16 protein-coding genes are annotated in these 15049 nt (G+C 71.2%); 12 read left to right on the forward strand and 4 right to left on the reverse strand.

Annotation, left to right across the window (positions count from 1 at the left end; translation table 11 throughout):
* Positions 1 to 30 precede the first annotated feature (30 nt).
* The 8 genes from ACFO60_RS16405 to ACFO60_RS16440 all read left to right on the forward strand — a co-directional run bounded on the left by ACFO60_RS16405 (position 31) and on the right by ACFO60_RS16440 (position 9072).
* Positions 31 to 1359 carry a cytochrome P450 gene (locus ACFO60_RS16405; RefSeq protein ID WP_380841148.1) on the forward strand — a complete coding sequence of 443 codons (1329 nt, stop codon included), beginning with the start codon at positions 31 to 33 and terminating at the stop codon, positions 1357 to 1359.
* Complete coding sequence (locus ACFO60_RS16410) at positions 1356 to 2255, forward strand: terpene synthase family protein (protein WP_380841149.1); 900 nt, start codon at positions 1356 to 1358, stop codon at positions 2253 to 2255. Before ACFO60_RS16405 ends, ACFO60_RS16410 begins: the two co-directional genes overlap by 4 nt.
* On the forward strand, positions 2252 to 3979 hold the full coding sequence (locus tag ACFO60_RS16415) for a prenyltransferase/squalene oxidase repeat-containing protein (RefSeq protein ID WP_380841150.1): 1728 nt from the start codon (positions 2252 to 2254) through the stop codon (positions 3977 to 3979). The genes ACFO60_RS16410 and ACFO60_RS16415 overlap by 4 nt, the downstream gene beginning before the upstream one ends.
* A 227-nt stretch (positions 3980 to 4206) precedes the next feature.
* A complete protein-coding gene (locus tag ACFO60_RS16420; protein ID WP_380841152.1) occupies positions 4207 to 6561 on the forward strand; it encodes a sensor histidine kinase in 2355 nt (784 codons plus the stop codon).
* Between the two features lie 115 nt (positions 6562 to 6676).
* Entirely contained in the window at positions 6677 to 7099 is a 423-nt protein-coding gene (locus ACFO60_RS16425) for a roadblock/LC7 domain-containing protein (RefSeq protein WP_380841153.1), read from the forward strand.
* On the forward strand, positions 7096 to 7485 hold the full coding sequence (locus ACFO60_RS16430) for a DUF742 domain-containing protein (RefSeq protein WP_380841154.1): 390 nt from the start codon (positions 7096 to 7098) through the stop codon (positions 7483 to 7485). The genes ACFO60_RS16425 and ACFO60_RS16430 overlap by 4 nt, the downstream gene beginning before the upstream one ends.
* A complete protein-coding gene (locus ACFO60_RS16435) occupies positions 7466 to 8068 on the forward strand; it encodes a GTP-binding protein (protein WP_380841155.1) in 603 nt (200 codons plus the stop codon). Before ACFO60_RS16430 ends, ACFO60_RS16435 begins: the two co-directional genes overlap by 20 nt.
* A 209-nt stretch (positions 8069 to 8277) precedes the next feature.
* Entirely contained in the window at positions 8278 to 9072 is a 795-nt protein-coding gene (locus ACFO60_RS16440) for an SDR family NAD(P)-dependent oxidoreductase (RefSeq protein ID WP_380841157.1), read from the forward strand.
* A gap of 124 nt (positions 9073 to 9196) precedes the next feature.
* On the opposite strand, the gene ACFO60_RS16445 is transcribed toward ACFO60_RS16440, so the two are convergent.
* Positions 9197 to 10120, reverse strand: coding sequence for a LysR family transcriptional regulator (locus ACFO60_RS16445; RefSeq protein WP_380841158.1), 924 nt, complete (start codon positions 10118 to 10120; stop codon positions 9197 to 9199).
* A 99-nt stretch (positions 10121 to 10219) separates the two neighbouring features.
* Between ACFO60_RS16445 and ACFO60_RS16450 the strand changes: the two genes are divergently transcribed.
* On the forward strand, positions 10220 to 11107 hold the full coding sequence (locus ACFO60_RS16450) for an SDR family NAD(P)-dependent oxidoreductase (RefSeq protein ID WP_380841159.1): 888 nt from the start codon (positions 10220 to 10222) through the stop codon (positions 11105 to 11107).
* 86 nt (positions 11108 to 11193) lie between these two features.
* Here the strand turns inward: ACFO60_RS16450 and ACFO60_RS16455 are convergent, their stop codons facing one another.
* Positions 11194 to 11412 carry a DUF397 domain-containing protein gene (locus ACFO60_RS16455; protein ID WP_380841160.1) on the reverse strand — a complete coding sequence of 73 codons (219 nt, stop codon included), beginning with the start codon at positions 11410 to 11412 and terminating at the stop codon, positions 11194 to 11196.
* Positions 11385 to 12194, reverse strand: a complete 810-nt coding sequence (locus ACFO60_RS16460) for a helix-turn-helix domain-containing protein (protein ID WP_380841203.1) — start codon at positions 12192 to 12194, stop codon at positions 11385 to 11387. The genes ACFO60_RS16455 and ACFO60_RS16460 overlap by 28 nt, the downstream gene beginning before the upstream one ends.
* Positions 12195 to 12471: 277 nt before the next feature.
* Here ACFO60_RS16460 and ACFO60_RS16465 point away from each other — a divergent pair, with 277 nt between their 5' ends.
* Both ACFO60_RS16465 and ACFO60_RS16470 read left to right on the forward strand, forming a co-directional pair.
* The gene (locus ACFO60_RS16465) at positions 12472 to 12756 is read left to right on the forward strand and encodes a hypothetical protein (RefSeq protein ID WP_380841161.1); all 285 of its coding nucleotides are present in this window, start codon (positions 12472 to 12474) and stop codon (positions 12754 to 12756) included.
* Between the two features lie 94 nt (positions 12757 to 12850).
* Complete coding sequence (locus tag ACFO60_RS16470; RefSeq protein WP_380841163.1) at positions 12851 to 13279, forward strand: ATP-binding protein; 429 nt, start codon at positions 12851 to 12853, stop codon at positions 13277 to 13279.
* Positions 13280 to 13289: 10 nt separating this feature from the next.
* Here the strand turns inward: ACFO60_RS16470 and ACFO60_RS16475 are convergent, their stop codons facing one another.
* Entirely contained in the window at positions 13290 to 13928 is a 639-nt protein-coding gene (locus ACFO60_RS16475; protein WP_380841164.1) for an HD domain-containing protein, read from the reverse strand.
* 363 nt (positions 13929 to 14291) lie between these two features.
* Between ACFO60_RS16475 and ACFO60_RS16480 the strand changes: the two genes are divergently transcribed.
* Positions 14292 to 14885 carry a histidine phosphatase family protein gene (locus ACFO60_RS16480; RefSeq protein WP_380841165.1) on the forward strand — a complete coding sequence of 198 codons (594 nt, stop codon included), beginning with the start codon at positions 14292 to 14294 and terminating at the stop codon, positions 14883 to 14885.
* Positions 14886 to 15049 lie beyond the last annotated feature (164 nt).

A 15049-nucleotide genomic window follows, 5' to 3' on the forward strand; every position in this document is an offset into this window, starting at 1 on the left:
AGGCCTGCCGGAAGGGGCTCCTTCTCCCGGATGACGCCGAAGATCGTCCGTGATCCGGCGAACGGTCTCGCGCAGCTCGCGATGCGGGCCGGCGGGCAGATCGAACGGCTGAGACTCGGGCCGTTCCACCTGTACCTGGTGACCCATCCCGACCACGTCCAGCACATCCTGCGGCACAACCAGGCCAACTACGCACGTCAAGGCATGTTCTGGCGTCCCTTGAACCGCCTGTTCGGCCAGGGCATCCTCAGCGACGGCCCCACGTGGGAGTCCAGCAGGAAGATCCTCCAGCCGCTGTTCACCGCACAGTGGGTGAGCTCGCTGGGTGAGGCGATCGCGAAGACGGTCGACGAGCGGGTCGGCGCGCTGGAGGAGCACGCCCGCTCGGGCCAGGTGATCGACGCCCGTCACGAGATGGCCGCCGTCGTCAACCAGAGCGTCATCAGGGTGCTGTTCGGCGACCGGATCTCCTCGCAGGACACCGAGCGGCTCATATCGGCCTACCACGCGGCCGACTCGGCGGTCACCTTCCGGATGCTCATGCCCTTCATGCCGTACGCGCTCCCGATGCCCGGCGACCGCGCCTTCATGGACGCCGTCCGAAGGGTCGACGAAGTGGTGCTCCCGGTCATCGACAAGGCCAAGCGGGACACGCGGGCCGGCGCCGGAGTCGACATCGTCACGGCGCTGTGCCAGGCACGCGAGGCCGACGGCAGGCCGCGCGGCGACCGCCGGATCAGGGACGATCTCGTCAGCATGTACGCCTCCGCCTACGTGACCACCGCCTCGACCCTCACCTGGCTGTGGCCCGTGCTGGACGCCCATCCGGAGGTGGCGGCGAAGCTCTACGCCGAGATCGACCGCGTGGTGGGCGCGGGCCCCGCCGCCCCCTCGCATCTGCCGGAACTGCGCTACACCAAGATGGTGCTGCAGGAGATCCTGCGCCTGTATCCCGCCGCCTGGCTGTTCCCCCGGATGGCCCGGGAGTCCGAACAGGTGGGCGGAGTCCGGATAAAGGCCGGGTCGATGGTGCTGATCAGCACCTACGCCACCCATCGGCTGGAAGAGTTCTGGGACCGGCCGCTGGACTTCGACCCCGAGCGGTTCTCGCCGGACGCCCCGCAGCGCAGGCACCGCTACGCCTACTTCCCCTTCGGCGGCGGCGCGCACCAGTGCATCGGTCAGCACCTGTTCTATCTGGACACCCCGCTCATCGTCGCCGCCATCCTGAGCCGGTTCCGGCCCGTCCTGCTCAGCCGCGGGCCGTTCACGCCCGCTCCCACCGCGCTGCTGCGCCCCCGGGGCAAGGTGGAGCTCCGGCTGATCCCCGCCGGGACCGGCCCGCGAGGGGCGCGATGACATCGGAGCGGCTCGACCGCCCCCCCTTGTCCGGCGGCTGGCCGGGCGCCACGGACGCCGGGGCGATCTGCGCGGTCGCCGGGCGCTCCCAGCGGGAGATGCAGGACTGGCTGGCCGCCTACCCGCAGCTGTTCTCCGCCAAGCCGTTCGACGCGGCCCTGTGCAGCACCCTGTCGCTGGCCATGGCCTTCAGCGGCCCCTGGCACACGGCCGCCGAGCTCCGGATGGCGAACAAGGTGTGCCTGTGGGCCTTCGGGCTGGACTGGCTGGTGGACTACGTCGCCACGTCGGCGGAGGAGGTCGGCGACATCGCCCGGCGGTGCGCCGCCGTCGCCGACGGCGCACCGCCCGTCTCCGGCGACGACCTCACCCGCTTCCTGTCGGACATCCGGCAGGAGCTGAGCGCGGCCCCCGCCTGGCCCGCGCTCGGCGCGTACTGGCGCGAGGAGCTCCAGCGCATGCTGGACGCGATGAGAAGGGAGCGGGAGTGGCGCGCCTCCGGCGTGACCCCCTCGTTCGAGGAGTACCTGGAGAACGCCGACAACCTCGGCTTCTCGTTCGCCTTCGCCTCCCACCTGATCCACAGCGGCGGACCGGACGCCGGGGACGACCTCGCCGGCGTCCGGGAGGCGAGCCGGGCGGTGCAGCGGGTGGTCCGCCTGCTCAACGACCTCGGGACCTACGAAAGGGACGTGACGTGGGGCGACCTCAACGCCCTGCTGCTCGGCGTGACCCGCGATGAGGTCGATCGGCAGGTCGCCCTCCTCGCCCGCCGGAGCCGGACGCTGATCGACCCGCTCCGGGGCGGCCGTCCGCATGTCGCCGGCTACCTGGAACGTCAGATGGACTTCTGCGCGGGCTTCTACCGGCTCGCCGACTATTGGGGACAGATTTGACCTTCCTCGGCCGGGGCCGCGCGCCCGACGCGGCGATCGACACGGCGATCGACGCGGCGACCAACACGGCGACCGACATGACGACCGCGCAGGACGTCGTCGACATCGCCGCGGAGGCTGGCGCGCTGGTGGCCGGGCTCCTGGCACGGCCGTGGGGCGAGCCGTCCCCCTCGGTGTACGAGACCGCGCGGCTGGTGGCCCTCGCGCCCTGGCTCGCCGGGCACCCCGAGCGCCTGGCCTTCCTCGTGGACACCCAGCGGCCGGACGGCGGCTGGGGGGCGCACGAGGAGTACGCCCTGGTCCCGACGCTCAGCGCGACCGACGCCGTCCTCGCCGAGCTCAGGCGGGGCGTCCTGCACGTCGGCCCCCGTTCTGTCGCCGCGAGCGCCGACGAAGGGCTGCGCGCTCTGTTCCGGTGGTCACGGCGGAACTTCGGCGCCCCCCTTCCCGACCTGCCCGCGATCGAGCTCATCGTCCCGTCGCTGGTCGCGTCGATCAACGCGCGCCTTCGCGAGCTCGGCGAGTCCCCGCTGGACGGGCTGCACCACTGGCGGGGCACCGTCCCGCTGCCCCTGCCGCAGGGCATGGACGGCACCAAGCTGGAGCTGGTCCGCTCACGCCTGCGGTCAGGGGATCCGCTTCCGGTCAAGCTGATGCACGCCCTGGAGGTCGGAGGCGAGGCGGCGTTCCAGGCCCGCGGCGTGCGGCCGACGCCGGAGGGGCTGGTGGGAGCCTCGCCGGCGGCCACCGCCGCGTGGCTCGGCGCCGCCGGGACGGTGGAGGCGAGCCATCCCGCACGACTGCGCCTGGAGGCGGTGACGGCGGTGGACGGCGGCCCGGTGCCGTGCGCGACCCCCATCACCGTCTTCGAGCGCGGCTGGGTGCTCAGCTGGCTGATCAGAGCGGGGGTTCCCGTCACCGTGCCGCGCGAGCTGGTGGCGAGCCTCGGCGAACGGCTCGGCCCCGGCGGCGTGGCCGCCGGGCCGGGGCTGCCGGCCGACGCGGACACCACGTCCGTGGCGCTCTACACGCTGACACTGCTCGGCGAGGCACGCGAGCCGGACAGCCTGTGGGCCTACGACACCGGGACGCACTTCTGTACGTGGCAGGGCGAGCAGGGCTTTTCCACAACTGTTAACGCTCACGTGCTGGACGCCTTCGGCCAGTACGTGGTGGCCCGTCCCGGCGCGCGACCACGGTACGGCCCGGCCGTCGAGCGGCTCGCGGGCCTGCTGCGCGCGCGGCAGCACGCGGACGGGAGCTGGGCGGACCGGTGGCACGCCTCCCCCTATTACGCGACCGTGTGCTGCGCGCTGGCGCTCCACGACTTCGGCGGCGCCGAGTCGGCGGAGAGTGTGCGGCGGGCGGTGCGCTGGGTGTCCTCGACGCAGCGCGCGGACGGCTCCTGGGGCCTGTGGCGCGGCACCGCCGAGGAGACGGCGTACGCGCTGCAACTCCTGCTGCTGACCGGCGCCTCGCATCAGGGGGTCGAAGCGCAGGTCACGCGCGGCCGCGACCATCTCCTCCGCGCGGTCCGCCGGGGGAGCGCGGCAGGGCCCGCCGACCGGCCGGCGGGGACGCCCGAGCCACCGGACGACCCTCCGATGTGGCATGACAAGGACCTGTACCTGCCCGTGGCGATCGTCAGGGCCGCCGTTCTCGGGGCGCTGCACCTCGCACGGAGCGCTCCCTGCTCACCATGCAGCACATCGGACAAAACATGATAGGGAAGTACAAAAACTGAAACCCTGACTGAAAGCCTGACCGGAACCCTTGCAGGGTTGACACGCGAGTGTCGTGGAGGCATTCCTATTGTGCTAGGGTCTGCTGGTGTTACGGTCAGTTATCACCCTATGATGTGATATGCCGTCACGTAACAGCATAGTGTGACGAGAGCATTCTTCCCCGTGAACCGTGATATGGGGTTTCTCCTTTCGCCAGGGATGGAGTTATGCGCCACCACAACTCGCGTGTTCAGCTCAAGGTGACGGTGCTCCTCGTGTCGCTTATCGCCCTCTGGGGATTCTCGGCGTGGGTGACGTCGCGAGAAGGCCTGAATCTGCTGGGGGTCTCCACCCTCAACACGGCCGTGGCCCAGCCCAGCGAGAGGCTCCGGGCCGAACTCCAGAACGAGCGCCGGCTCACCGTGCAGCTGCTCGCCGACCCATCCTCTGGCCGGCGGCGAGCCGCCGTCAGAGCGCAGTGGGCCAAGTCCGAGGCGACGGCCGCCGAGTTCCTCCGCACGGCGACGGCGAACGACACGCGCAGGGCGGCCGGCGACGCTCTGAACACGCGCGTCACCGAGGCGAGCCAGAAGCTGCGCAAGCTGCCGCTGCTGCGCAAGCAGGTCGACGCCGGCCAGGTGAACCGCATCGGCGCCTCCGCGACCATCACCGACGTGATCGACTCTCTCTACCGCGTCTACGACTCGATGGCCACCGTGGACGACACCACGCTCGCCAAGGAGACCCGCACGTTCATCCAGATGGGCCGGGCCCGCGAGCTCCTCGCCCAGGAGGACGTCCTCGCGACGGGCGCGCTGGCGACGGGCGGGTTCTCACGGTCGGAGGTCACGCAGTTCACCCAGATCGTCGGCGCTCAGCGCTTCCTTCTGACCAGCACCGCGGCCGAACTGCCCCCGACCGACCGCGCCGCCTTCGAGCGGCTGGCCCGCGGCGACCGGTTCCTCAACCTCCGCCACATGGAGGACCAGCTCACCGCGGGGTTCCAGCCCGAATCGCTCCCCGTCGACGCCGAGAGCTGGGCGTCCGCGACCGGCGCGATCCTCTCCGACCTCGACAAGGTCATCCGCGACGGAGGTGACGCCCTGGTCGAGCGGGCGACGCCTCTCGCCATCGGCGTCGTCGTCCGGCTGATCCTGGCCGGCGGCCTCGGGCTGCTGGCGGTCATCGCCTCCATCGTCCTGTCCATCACCACCGCCCGCGCCCTGGTGCGGCGGCTGGAGGAACTGCGCGCCGCCGCACTGGAGCTCGCCGCGCAGAGACTGCCGAGCGTGGTCGAGCGCCTCGGCCGGGGCGACGACGTGGACGTGAAGGCGGAGGCGCCGCCCCTCGCGGTGGGCAACGACGCCATCGGCCAGGTCGGCCAGGCGCTCAACATCGTCCAGGAGACCGCGATCCGCGTCGCGGTGGAGCAGGCCGAGCTGCGGCGCGGCTACCGGGGCATCCTGCTGAGCCTGGCGCGGCGCACCCAGTCGCTGGTCCACCGCCAGCTCACCATCCTCGACGCCATGGAGAAGCGGGAGACCGAGCCCGGCGAGCTGGCCGACCTGTTCCGCGTCGACCACCTGGCCACCCGCATGCGGCGCAACGCCGAGAACCTCATCGTCCTGTCCGGGGCCTCCCCCGGCCGCGCCTGGCGGCGCTCGGTGCCGATGGTCGACGTGGTGCGCGGCGCGCTCGCCGAGGTGGAGGACTACACACAGGTCACGCTGATGCCCATGGGCGAGGCGCAGCTGGCCGGGCGCGCCATCGGCGACGTCATCCACCTGCTCGCCGAACTGATCGAGAACGCCGTCTCCTTCTCACCGCCGTACGCGTTGGTGCAGGTCAGCGGCCAAGAGGTCGCCAGGGGCTACGTCGTCGAGATCGAGGACCGCGGGCTCGGCATGCCGCCCGACGAGCTGGCCGCCGCCAACGAACGCATCGCCGACCCGCCCGAGTTCAAGCTGAGCGGCACGCCCCGTCTCGGCCTGTACGTGGTCAGCCGCCTGGCCTCGCGGCACCGGATCCAGGTCACGCTGAAGGCCTCACCGTACGGCGGCACGACCGTCGTCGTCCTGATCCCCCGCGATCTGATCGAATCCGACTCCGACATCGAGCCCGCCCCCGAACCGGACGCGCTGCCCAAGCGGGTGTCGCGCAACCGCGTACCGGAGGCCCGGCAGGGAGAGCACAGTCCGACCGGGGAGGTTCCCGTGCAGGCAGCCGACGATTCCGAGGAGGCCCGCCCGCCGCTGCTGACGGTGGCCCCGCGATGGGAGGAGGCGTCCGTACCAGAGCAGCCGTCCTACCCGCCGGCGGCGCCCGGCGATCCCGGCCACACGCCCTCCGGCCTGCCCCGGCGCGTCGCCCAGGCGCATCTGGCGCCCGCGCTGCGCGACCAGCCGCCCGCGCCGCCGTCCGCTCCGGCGGAGGACGACGAGCTGTCGCCGGAGGAGCTGAGACGGCTGATGGGCTCGTTCCAGAGCGGCACCGAACGCGGCCGCGCCGACGCCGCCAGGCAGCCGCGCCATCTGGACGCCGCCCAGGCATGGGAGGACGAACCACCGACCCCAGCCCCGTGAGCCCGCGGCATCCCGCCCGCCAGGCGAACGAACTCCGCCTCGCCAGGGTGACCGCCGGAGAGCAATGGAGACGACGTAGTGAACAGTGTGAGCCGGTAAAAGAGGACAGCGAGTGATGCAAAGGACGAGTTCCCCCGCCGACCTGGCCTGGTTGCTGGACGACCTGGTCGAGCGGGTGAGGGAAGCCGAGCACGGGATCGTTCTCTCCACCGACGGTCTGCTCCTGGCCACCTCCCGAGGCCTCGACCGGACCGACGCCGAACACCTGTCCGCGGTGGCGGCCGGGATCCAGAGCCTCGCCCACGGTGCCAGCGAACGGTTCGAGGGCGGGCCCGTACGGCAGACCATCATCGCGATGAGGTCGGCCTACCTGATCGTGACCGTCGCCGGGGAGGGCGCCTGCCTGGCGGTCCTGTGCACCGGCGACGCCGACGTGGGCCTGGTCGCCTACGAGATGGCCATGCTGGTGACCCGCGTCGGGGCGTACCTCACCTCCCCCGCCCGTTCGGACGCCGCCAAGAGGGAAGGCGCGACATGACGCACCTCTCCGACGACCCCGCCGAGGAGCAGTGGCTCGACGACGAGGCCGGACGCATCGTCCGCCCGTACGTGATGACGCGCGGGCGCACCGAGCCGAGCCGCGGCCGCATCGACCTCATCACCCTCGTGGTGACCCTGAAGGCGGCGCCGGCGACCACACCCGGGCTCGGCCCCGAGCACCACACCATCGTCAGGCTGTGCGAGCGGCCGCTGTCGGTCGCCGAGATCGCCGCTCACCTCGACCTGCCGGCCGGCACCGTCCGCGTCCTGCTGGGCGACCTCGTCGACAGAAGGCTCATCGACATTCAGGAGCCCGCGCGGGAAACGGACGTTCTCGACCTGGAAACCTACAAGGCGGTGCTCAATGGACTCCGTACGCTCTGACGGCGGCACGGCGCGCGCGAAGCTGCCCACCGCGATCAAGATCCTCATCGCGGGCGGGTTCGGGGCGGGCAAGACGACCATGGTCGGCTCGGTGTCGGAGACCCGCCCACTGCGCACCGAGGAGACGCTCACCGACCGGGGCGTCGGCGTGGACGACCTGTCGGGCGTGGAGGAGAAGAAGACCACCACGGTCGCCATGGACTTCGGCCGCATCTCCATCGGCGACGCCCACGTGCTGTACCTGTTCGGCACGCCGGGCCAGGAGCGGTTCTGGTTCGTGTGGGACGAGCTGGCGCTGGGCGCGCTGGGCGCCGTGGTGATCGCCGACACCCGTCGCCTGGCCGACTGCTTTCCGTCGGTGGACTACTTCGAGCGGCGCGGCACGCCGTTCATCGTCGCGGTCAACTGCTTCGAGGGAGCCAGGCGTTACGACCTGGAGGAGATCAGGATGGCCCTGGACCTCGGGCCCGCGACCCCCGTCGTGCTGTGCGACGCCCGGCAGCGCGAGTCGAGCAAGAACGTGCTGGTCACGCTGGTACAGCACGCCATCAGCACCCGCACGCAGGAGCCCATCGCCGGCTGACCGGCCACGCGAGGCCGCGACCGGCCCCCACCGGTGGCGCGTGGCCTCGCGAGCGGTCCGTGACCGGCGCGGGGCCCGCGAACCTGCCCGTGACCGGCGCGGATGCCCGGATAGATGATGGTGTACGCCGAATGTCGTTGTTTGCAATAGACGGCGTCTGCAACTAACGTCGGGGCGGTACGCAGAACGCGATCGTCTGGAGTCTCGCCATGCACATCGACCTGTCCGGCCACACCGCGCTCGTCACCGGATCGACATCGGGCATCGGCCGGGCCATCGCCACCGTCCTCGCCAGGGCGGGCGCCGAAGTCGTCGTGAACGGCCGCGACCGCGAGCGCACCGAGAACGCCGCGGCGGCCGTCCGCCAGGCGACCGGCAACTCCGGCGTCCGTCCCGTGGCGGCGGACGTCGCGACCGAGGAAGGCGCCGACGTCCTGCTCGCCGCGGCGCCCGAGGTCGACATCCTGGTCAACAACACCGGCATCTTCAGCCCGGTGCCGGTCTTCGACATCCCCGACTCCGAATGGCGGCGCTACTTCGAGGTCAACGTCCTCAGCGGCGTGCGCCTGGCTCGCCTGTACGTCCCGCGCATGGTCGAGCGGGGCTGGGGCCGCGCGATCTTCATCAGCAGCGAGTCGTCGGTGATGACACCCACCGAAATGGTGCACTACGGAATGACCAAGACGGCCCAGCTCGCCGTCTCCCGGGGCATGGCGCAGTCCGTGGCCGGCACGGGCGTCACCGTGAACTCCGTCCTCGCCGGGCCCACCCTCACCGAAGGAGTACGGCAGTTCATCACCGAGCTGTTCGGCGAGGAGATGCCCTTCGAGGAGGCCGAACGGCGGTTCATGGCGGAAGGGCGCCCCACCTCCCTGCTCCGCCGGTTGATCCGCCCTGAGGAGATCGCCAACATGGTGACCTACCTCAGCTCCGAACACTCCTCCGCCACCACCGGCGCCGCCCTGCGCGCCGACGGCGGCGTCCTCCCCACCCTCATCCCCTGACCCGCCCCTCCCCCCGGACCGGCCTCCGGCAAGACGCGCGCCCCCGGCCCCGGCGCGCCATCGGCTCGGAGCGCGGCGTCCACCCGCAGGCACCTTCGCGGTTCGCCCCGTGGAGGCGATCCGGCTAGACCGCCACGCCGGCATCGGCCACCGTGGCTCGCAACGCCTCCGCGAAACGGGCCGCCGGCTCGGCCTGGGGCCCCGGGAGCCGCGCCAGGACGATGCGCCGCCGCTCCTCCGGGCCGCCGCGCACCGCCACGACGCGCACCCCCGGCGGCGCGGCCGACGCGAGCGAGGGAGGCACGGTGGTCAGCCCGCACCCGGCGGCGACCAGGTGCAGCTTGGCCAGCCAGTCGCGGGCGGTGTGGGCGATCTCGGGCCGCTCGTCCAGCCCCGGCCAGACCCCCATGAGCACCTCGTCCCCGGAGGACACACTGGTGATCCACCGCTGCCCGCGCAGCTCGGCGACGTCGACGACGTCACGCCGGGCGAGCGGGTGACCCACCGGCACCGCCAGTCGCAGGCTGCGCTCGGCGAGCGTCACCAGTTCCAGCGCGGGCGACTCGGCGTCGGGCGGGCGGAACGGCGGTGCCGAGCCCAAGATCGCGAGATCCACGCTGCCGGCGCGTAGCGCGCGGACCAGCGCCGGCGTGCTGCCCTCTCGGGTGGCGACCGTGATCGCCGGGTGGGTGCGGCGCAGCGCGGCGACGGCCCGGGGCACCAGGAACGCGCCCGCGCTGGTGAACCAGCCGACGCGCACCCTCCCGCCCTCCTCGGGCAGCCCGGCCAGCTCGCGCGCCGTGCCGTCGATCTCCTCCACCACCGTCCTGGCCCGCCGCAGCACGACGTGGCCGGCCGCGGTCAGCCGCACCCCGTCGTGACGCCTCTCCAGCAAGGGCATCCCCGCCGCGCGTTCGAGGGCGGCGATCTGCCGGGACACCGCCGACTGGGTGTAGCCGAGCGCGGCGGCCGCGGCGGTGAGCGTGCCCTGCTCGGCCACCTGGCGGAAGACCCGCAGGGCCGTCAGCGAGACGTTCGTGAAGTCCATGACCCCACGCATACCAGCTCGCATCCATGAGCATCACGCATACCCGGTGTGCGGAACTTTCGCTTTTCGCATGGCCCGGTGGCTTCCTAGCCTGGCCGCATGACATACGCACGCGTCGCCCTGGTCACGGGGGCCAACAAGGGCATCGGCCTCGCACTCGTGGAGTGCCTGTCCTCCCGGCTGGGACCCGGCGACCTCGTCCTGCTCACCGGACGCAGCGCGGAGCGGGTCTCCGCCGCCGTGGCACTGGTCGCCGGGTCCCCCGCCACCACGAGCGAGATCCAGGGCCGGGTGCTCGACGTCTCCGACGCGGACGCCGTCGCCGCGATGGCCGCCGAGCTCGGCGACCGGTACGGCGGGGTGGACATCGTGGTCTCCAACGCCAGCGCCATGCTCACCCCCGACCGCCCGCAGTCCGCGCAGGCCGAGGAGTTCATCGGCGTCGCCAACGGCGGCGCGCACGCCGTCCTGCGCTCGTTCGGCCCCCTCCTGCGCCCCGGCGGGCGGCTGGTCGTCGTCGCCAGCTCCCTCGGCACCCTCGGTCACCTCGACCCGCGGCTCCGGCCGCTGTTCGACGGCGCCTCGCTCGACGAGGTGGAGAAGGCCGTCGCATCCTGGCTCTCGGCGATCCACGCCGGGACGTCCGAGGAACTGGGCTGGCCGCGCTGGCTCAACGTGCCGTCCAAGGTGGCCCAGGTGGCCGCGGTGCGCGCGGTCGCGGCCGAGCGCCGGGCGGACGACCTGCCGCGGGACATCCTCGTCGCCGCGGTCTGCCCCGGGTTGGTGGACACCCCGCTGTCACGGCCCTGGTTCAGCGACTTCAGTCAGGCCAGGACACCCGCCCAGGCCGCCGTCCCCATCGTCGACCTGTTGCTCTCGGCACCGATGAACCCCGAGTTCCACGGCGAACTCGTCCGCTCCGGCCACATCCTCCCCTGGCCCCACGGCACCCCACCCCGCGCCCAGGACCTCACCCTCGCCCCTTGACCGCATCACGACCGAACCGCATGTGCGATCATGGTCAAACCTGATGTCGAGGGGTGGGATGGCCTTCGCTTGCAGGTCCGGACCTCTCAGCTTCCGAGGTCGCCGCTCCTGACGCCGGCGAGGAAAGCACCCCACTCCCCCGGCGAGCACAAGAGAACCGGCCCACCGAACACCTTGCTGTCCCGGACGCCCACGACGCCGGGGACGCTCCGCGCCACCTCCACGCACTGGCCGCCGCTGTCCCCGGAGTACGAGGCTTTCCGCCACCTCGCGCCGCTCAGGTCGATCCGGCTCGTCGTTCCCATATGGGTATCGCCTCCTCGATCTTCTGACGTGAAAGGTATTCGGGATACGCTGATGCTCGTATCGTGTCATAACGGCTCCAGATGTGCCCTACTACCTCGTGATCTGCGGTAATGCGGCCTTCAGCGGAGGATTCGACATTGACGACGTCCGGCTGACCTCCGGGAAGCTGGGCAATCATGAACGCGCTCATCATGCCGGTGACGCACGAAGCCGCGACCAGTTGAACCGTCACGTGGGGACGCTGCACCACCTCGGCCAGATATCGCATCTGCCGGGACATCGCCTCGGGATCCGCGACAGGCCTCTGCAATACGTACTCATCGATGAGAATCCACATCATGGGCAGGGGCTCCTGTTCGAGCAGCGCCTTTCGCCGCATGCGGATCTTCAGGCGCTCTTCGATCTCCTCGGGAGTGATGCCGGGCGCTCCGCGGAACACGTACCTCGCGTACTCCTCCGTCTGGAATAGACCTGGGACCAGCAGGGGGTCCCAGGTGCGGAGGACGGTGGCTCGGGGCTCGATCTCCTCCAGCCAGCGGGTGAACCAGGCCGGGCCGGGAGTCTGGAGCATGAACTGGTAGAGACGATGGAAATGGCCGTCGAGCCCGAATAGCTCATCGCACTGTGCCACGAATTCCGGCGAAGGCGGACGTTCTCCGCGTTCTATTTTTCCTATCATGTCGGGACTGTATGTGGTGCGTTCGCCCAGTTGGGGCTGAGACAGCCCGATCCGCTTACGGCAGCGGCGCAACTCGCTGCCGAAGAAGGCACGCGGGCTCACGTTCGGATCGAGGTCCCGCTCTCGCCCCACCACACGCTCCCAAGAACTCGGGTGACCGTTCTTTTCCCGCAGTTTGGCATACGGGCTCCGGCAGGGGCCATAAGAACAACGACCCGATCCGGACAGCCATTTGTCCTTGCAGTGTCATCGCTTTCCGCCACCAGAACTCGCCGTCAATGGGCAATCTGTGACCGTGGCCACGGACGCGGAATCCGTTTCCGTCATTCCGGAGACCGCCGCACCAGCGATGCCCCGGCGAAAGGGAAAGAGGCGATCCATGCGGACAGGACGGCATGCCCGCGGCCGGACCGGCGAACGGCGGGCGGTGCCGCGTCGGGACTGGGAGGCGGAGGCGCGGGCGGCGGCGAGGATGCTGGACGCGGTCGAGCCCGCGTGGTCGATCTTCTACGGGGTGTGGAGCCGGCGGTACTTCGCCATCGCGACCTGGCGGGCGGCCGAGCCGACGATGGTCGGCGCCCGCTCGCTCGGCGACCTGCGGCGGCTCATGCGCGAGGCCGAACTGGCGGACATCGCGCGCACGGCGACGTTCGTTGCTGTTTGACATCGAATCGCCAACGGCACCCATCCACCCGAACACCCCAAACCTGGACAGAGTATGGTCATCCAGGTCATAAGCGGCACAGACAAGGACAAGCATGATCGGGACTCCGGACGGGCAACGCGCCGCGTACTGGGACATCCCCCGGGATCCGACGGTCCTCGCGGACGTGCGGAAAATGATCCGGCTGACCTTGAGCACCTGGCGGCTCGCGGGAGCGGGCGACGACCTGACCGACGACGTCGTCCTCGCCTCGGCCGAAGTGCTCAGCAACGCCGTCGTGCACGGGCTGCCACCGATCTGGTTCCGGCTCCAGATGTCGGACGAGACGCTGCTGGCCGAGATCACCGATCACGGCGCCGGGCGGCCCGAGCCCCGGACCGGCTCCGACGACGCCGAGCACGGCAGGGGCATGACCATCGTCGAGGCCTTGTCCGACGAGTGGGGCGTCCTGCCCGCCCCCGAGGGCGTGGCCAAGACCGTCTGGTTCCGCAAGAAGTGCCCTCCGGCCGGTTCGGCCGCCTGACCGCCGGGCGTCACTCGGGCCAGTCGGACTTCAGGATGACCTCGACGAAGTCGATGTGACGGAAGCCCGGCACATAGTGCTCAAGGACGTCGGCGTTGACCGTGCCGAACGTCGTGTCCGGGCGGTCCTTGAAGCCGTCGGTGAACGCCGCAAGGATCCGCCGTTTGAAGTCCGGGCGCGGATGGGCCGCCGTGACGGCCGCGACGTCGCGCGGGTCCAGTTCGCGGTAGCCGATGCCGAGGACGTCGGTCTCGACCCCCGCGGTCACCAGGGCGATCTCGGGTTCGAGCCGGTAGGGGACCTCCGGGGTGGTGTGCAGGGCGATGCCCTCCCACACCTTGCGGACGTCCGCCTCCGGGACGCCGTGCGACGCCAGGAACCGGCGCGCCTCGTCGGCCCCGTCCAGCTCGAACCGCTGGTCGGCGCTCCGGTAGGACTCGGTCAGCCCGAGGTCGTGGAACATCGCGCCCACGTAGAGCAGCTCGGGGTCGGCCGTGAGGCCGAGCCGGCGGCCCTGCAGGGTGCCGAACAGGTAGACGCGGCGAGAGTGGTCGTACAGCAGCTCCGGCGCGTTGTCGCGGACCAGCTCGGTCGCCTCGGCGGCGAGCGCCGAGTCCGGGATGGCGACGCCTGCGATGATCTCGCTCATATCGGGCTCTCCCTTGCTCCGGTGGAGGCCGGCCGCGCAGCCTGACCACGTCGGAGACGGCGTCTACGCCCCGCTCTTCCCGGGAACTTCCCCCGCTCCTCCGGGGGACGAAAAGTCACCGCTCCGCCGTGATGGCCGGCCGCGAGCCGGCGCCTCCCTCCACTGTCGCAACTCCACCCCCGTCGCCGCGCCCGCGCCCCTGGCCCTGCACCCCACAGATCGGGACGCCCGGCCGTACCGGCGGAAGAAGGTTCACCTGGGCCGGCGAGGCGTCGTCCGGCCGGGCCGTCCAGGCCTCGTCGTGAGACCCGTCGTCCCACCCCGGCGACACGCACGAGCGAAGGCGGTACATGATGGTCCGATATGGACGAGCTGATTCTTCTCCGCCACGGCGAGACCGAGTGGAGCCGCGACCGCCGGCACACCGGCCGCACCGATCTCCCGCTGACACCCAAGGGCGAGGACCAGGCCCGCGCGCTCGCGCCCGCGCTGAAGGGCACCACGTTGTCGCTAGTCCTGGTCAGCCCGGCGAAGCGCGCCCAGTGCACCGCCGAGCTGGCAGGCCTGACCGGCTTCGAGATCGAGCCGGATCTGTGGGAATGGGACTACGGCGGCTATGAGGGCATCACCACGGCCGACATCCGGAAGCAGCGCCCCGGCTGGTACCTGTGGCGCGACGGCGTGATCCCCGGCGACGCCGAGCACCCCGGTGAGACCATCGATCAGGTCGCCGAACGTGCCGACCGGGTCATCGCCCGCATCACTCAGGCCGAGGGCACGGCGGCCATCGTCGCCCACGGCCACTTCCTCCGCGTGCTCACCGCCCGCTGGCTGCGGTTCCCCCCGCAGGAGGGCCGCCACTTCAGCCTCGACACCGGCACGATGTCCGTCCTCGGCTACGAACACGAGGACCCCGCCCTGATCCGCTGGAACGCTCCGGTGGTCGACGAACGCTGAATCAGATCTGGGCGGTTCCGTCCACAGCTGCTCAACGGTCCACTGGAGCACCTGGCGTGACGCCCGGTTGTTCTGTCGCGGGCGTAACATAGCCGCACTGCTCGCGGGAGCAGTCCGGCTGGTGGTCGCGGCGCCACAGGTAGGTGTCCCGCTCTGTGGCTCTG

Origin of the sequence: Sphaerisporangium dianthi, assembly GCF_042654065.1 — a bacterium.
GTDB lineage: Bacteria > Actinomycetota > Actinomycetes > Streptosporangiales > Streptosporangiaceae > Sphaerisporangium > Sphaerisporangium dianthi.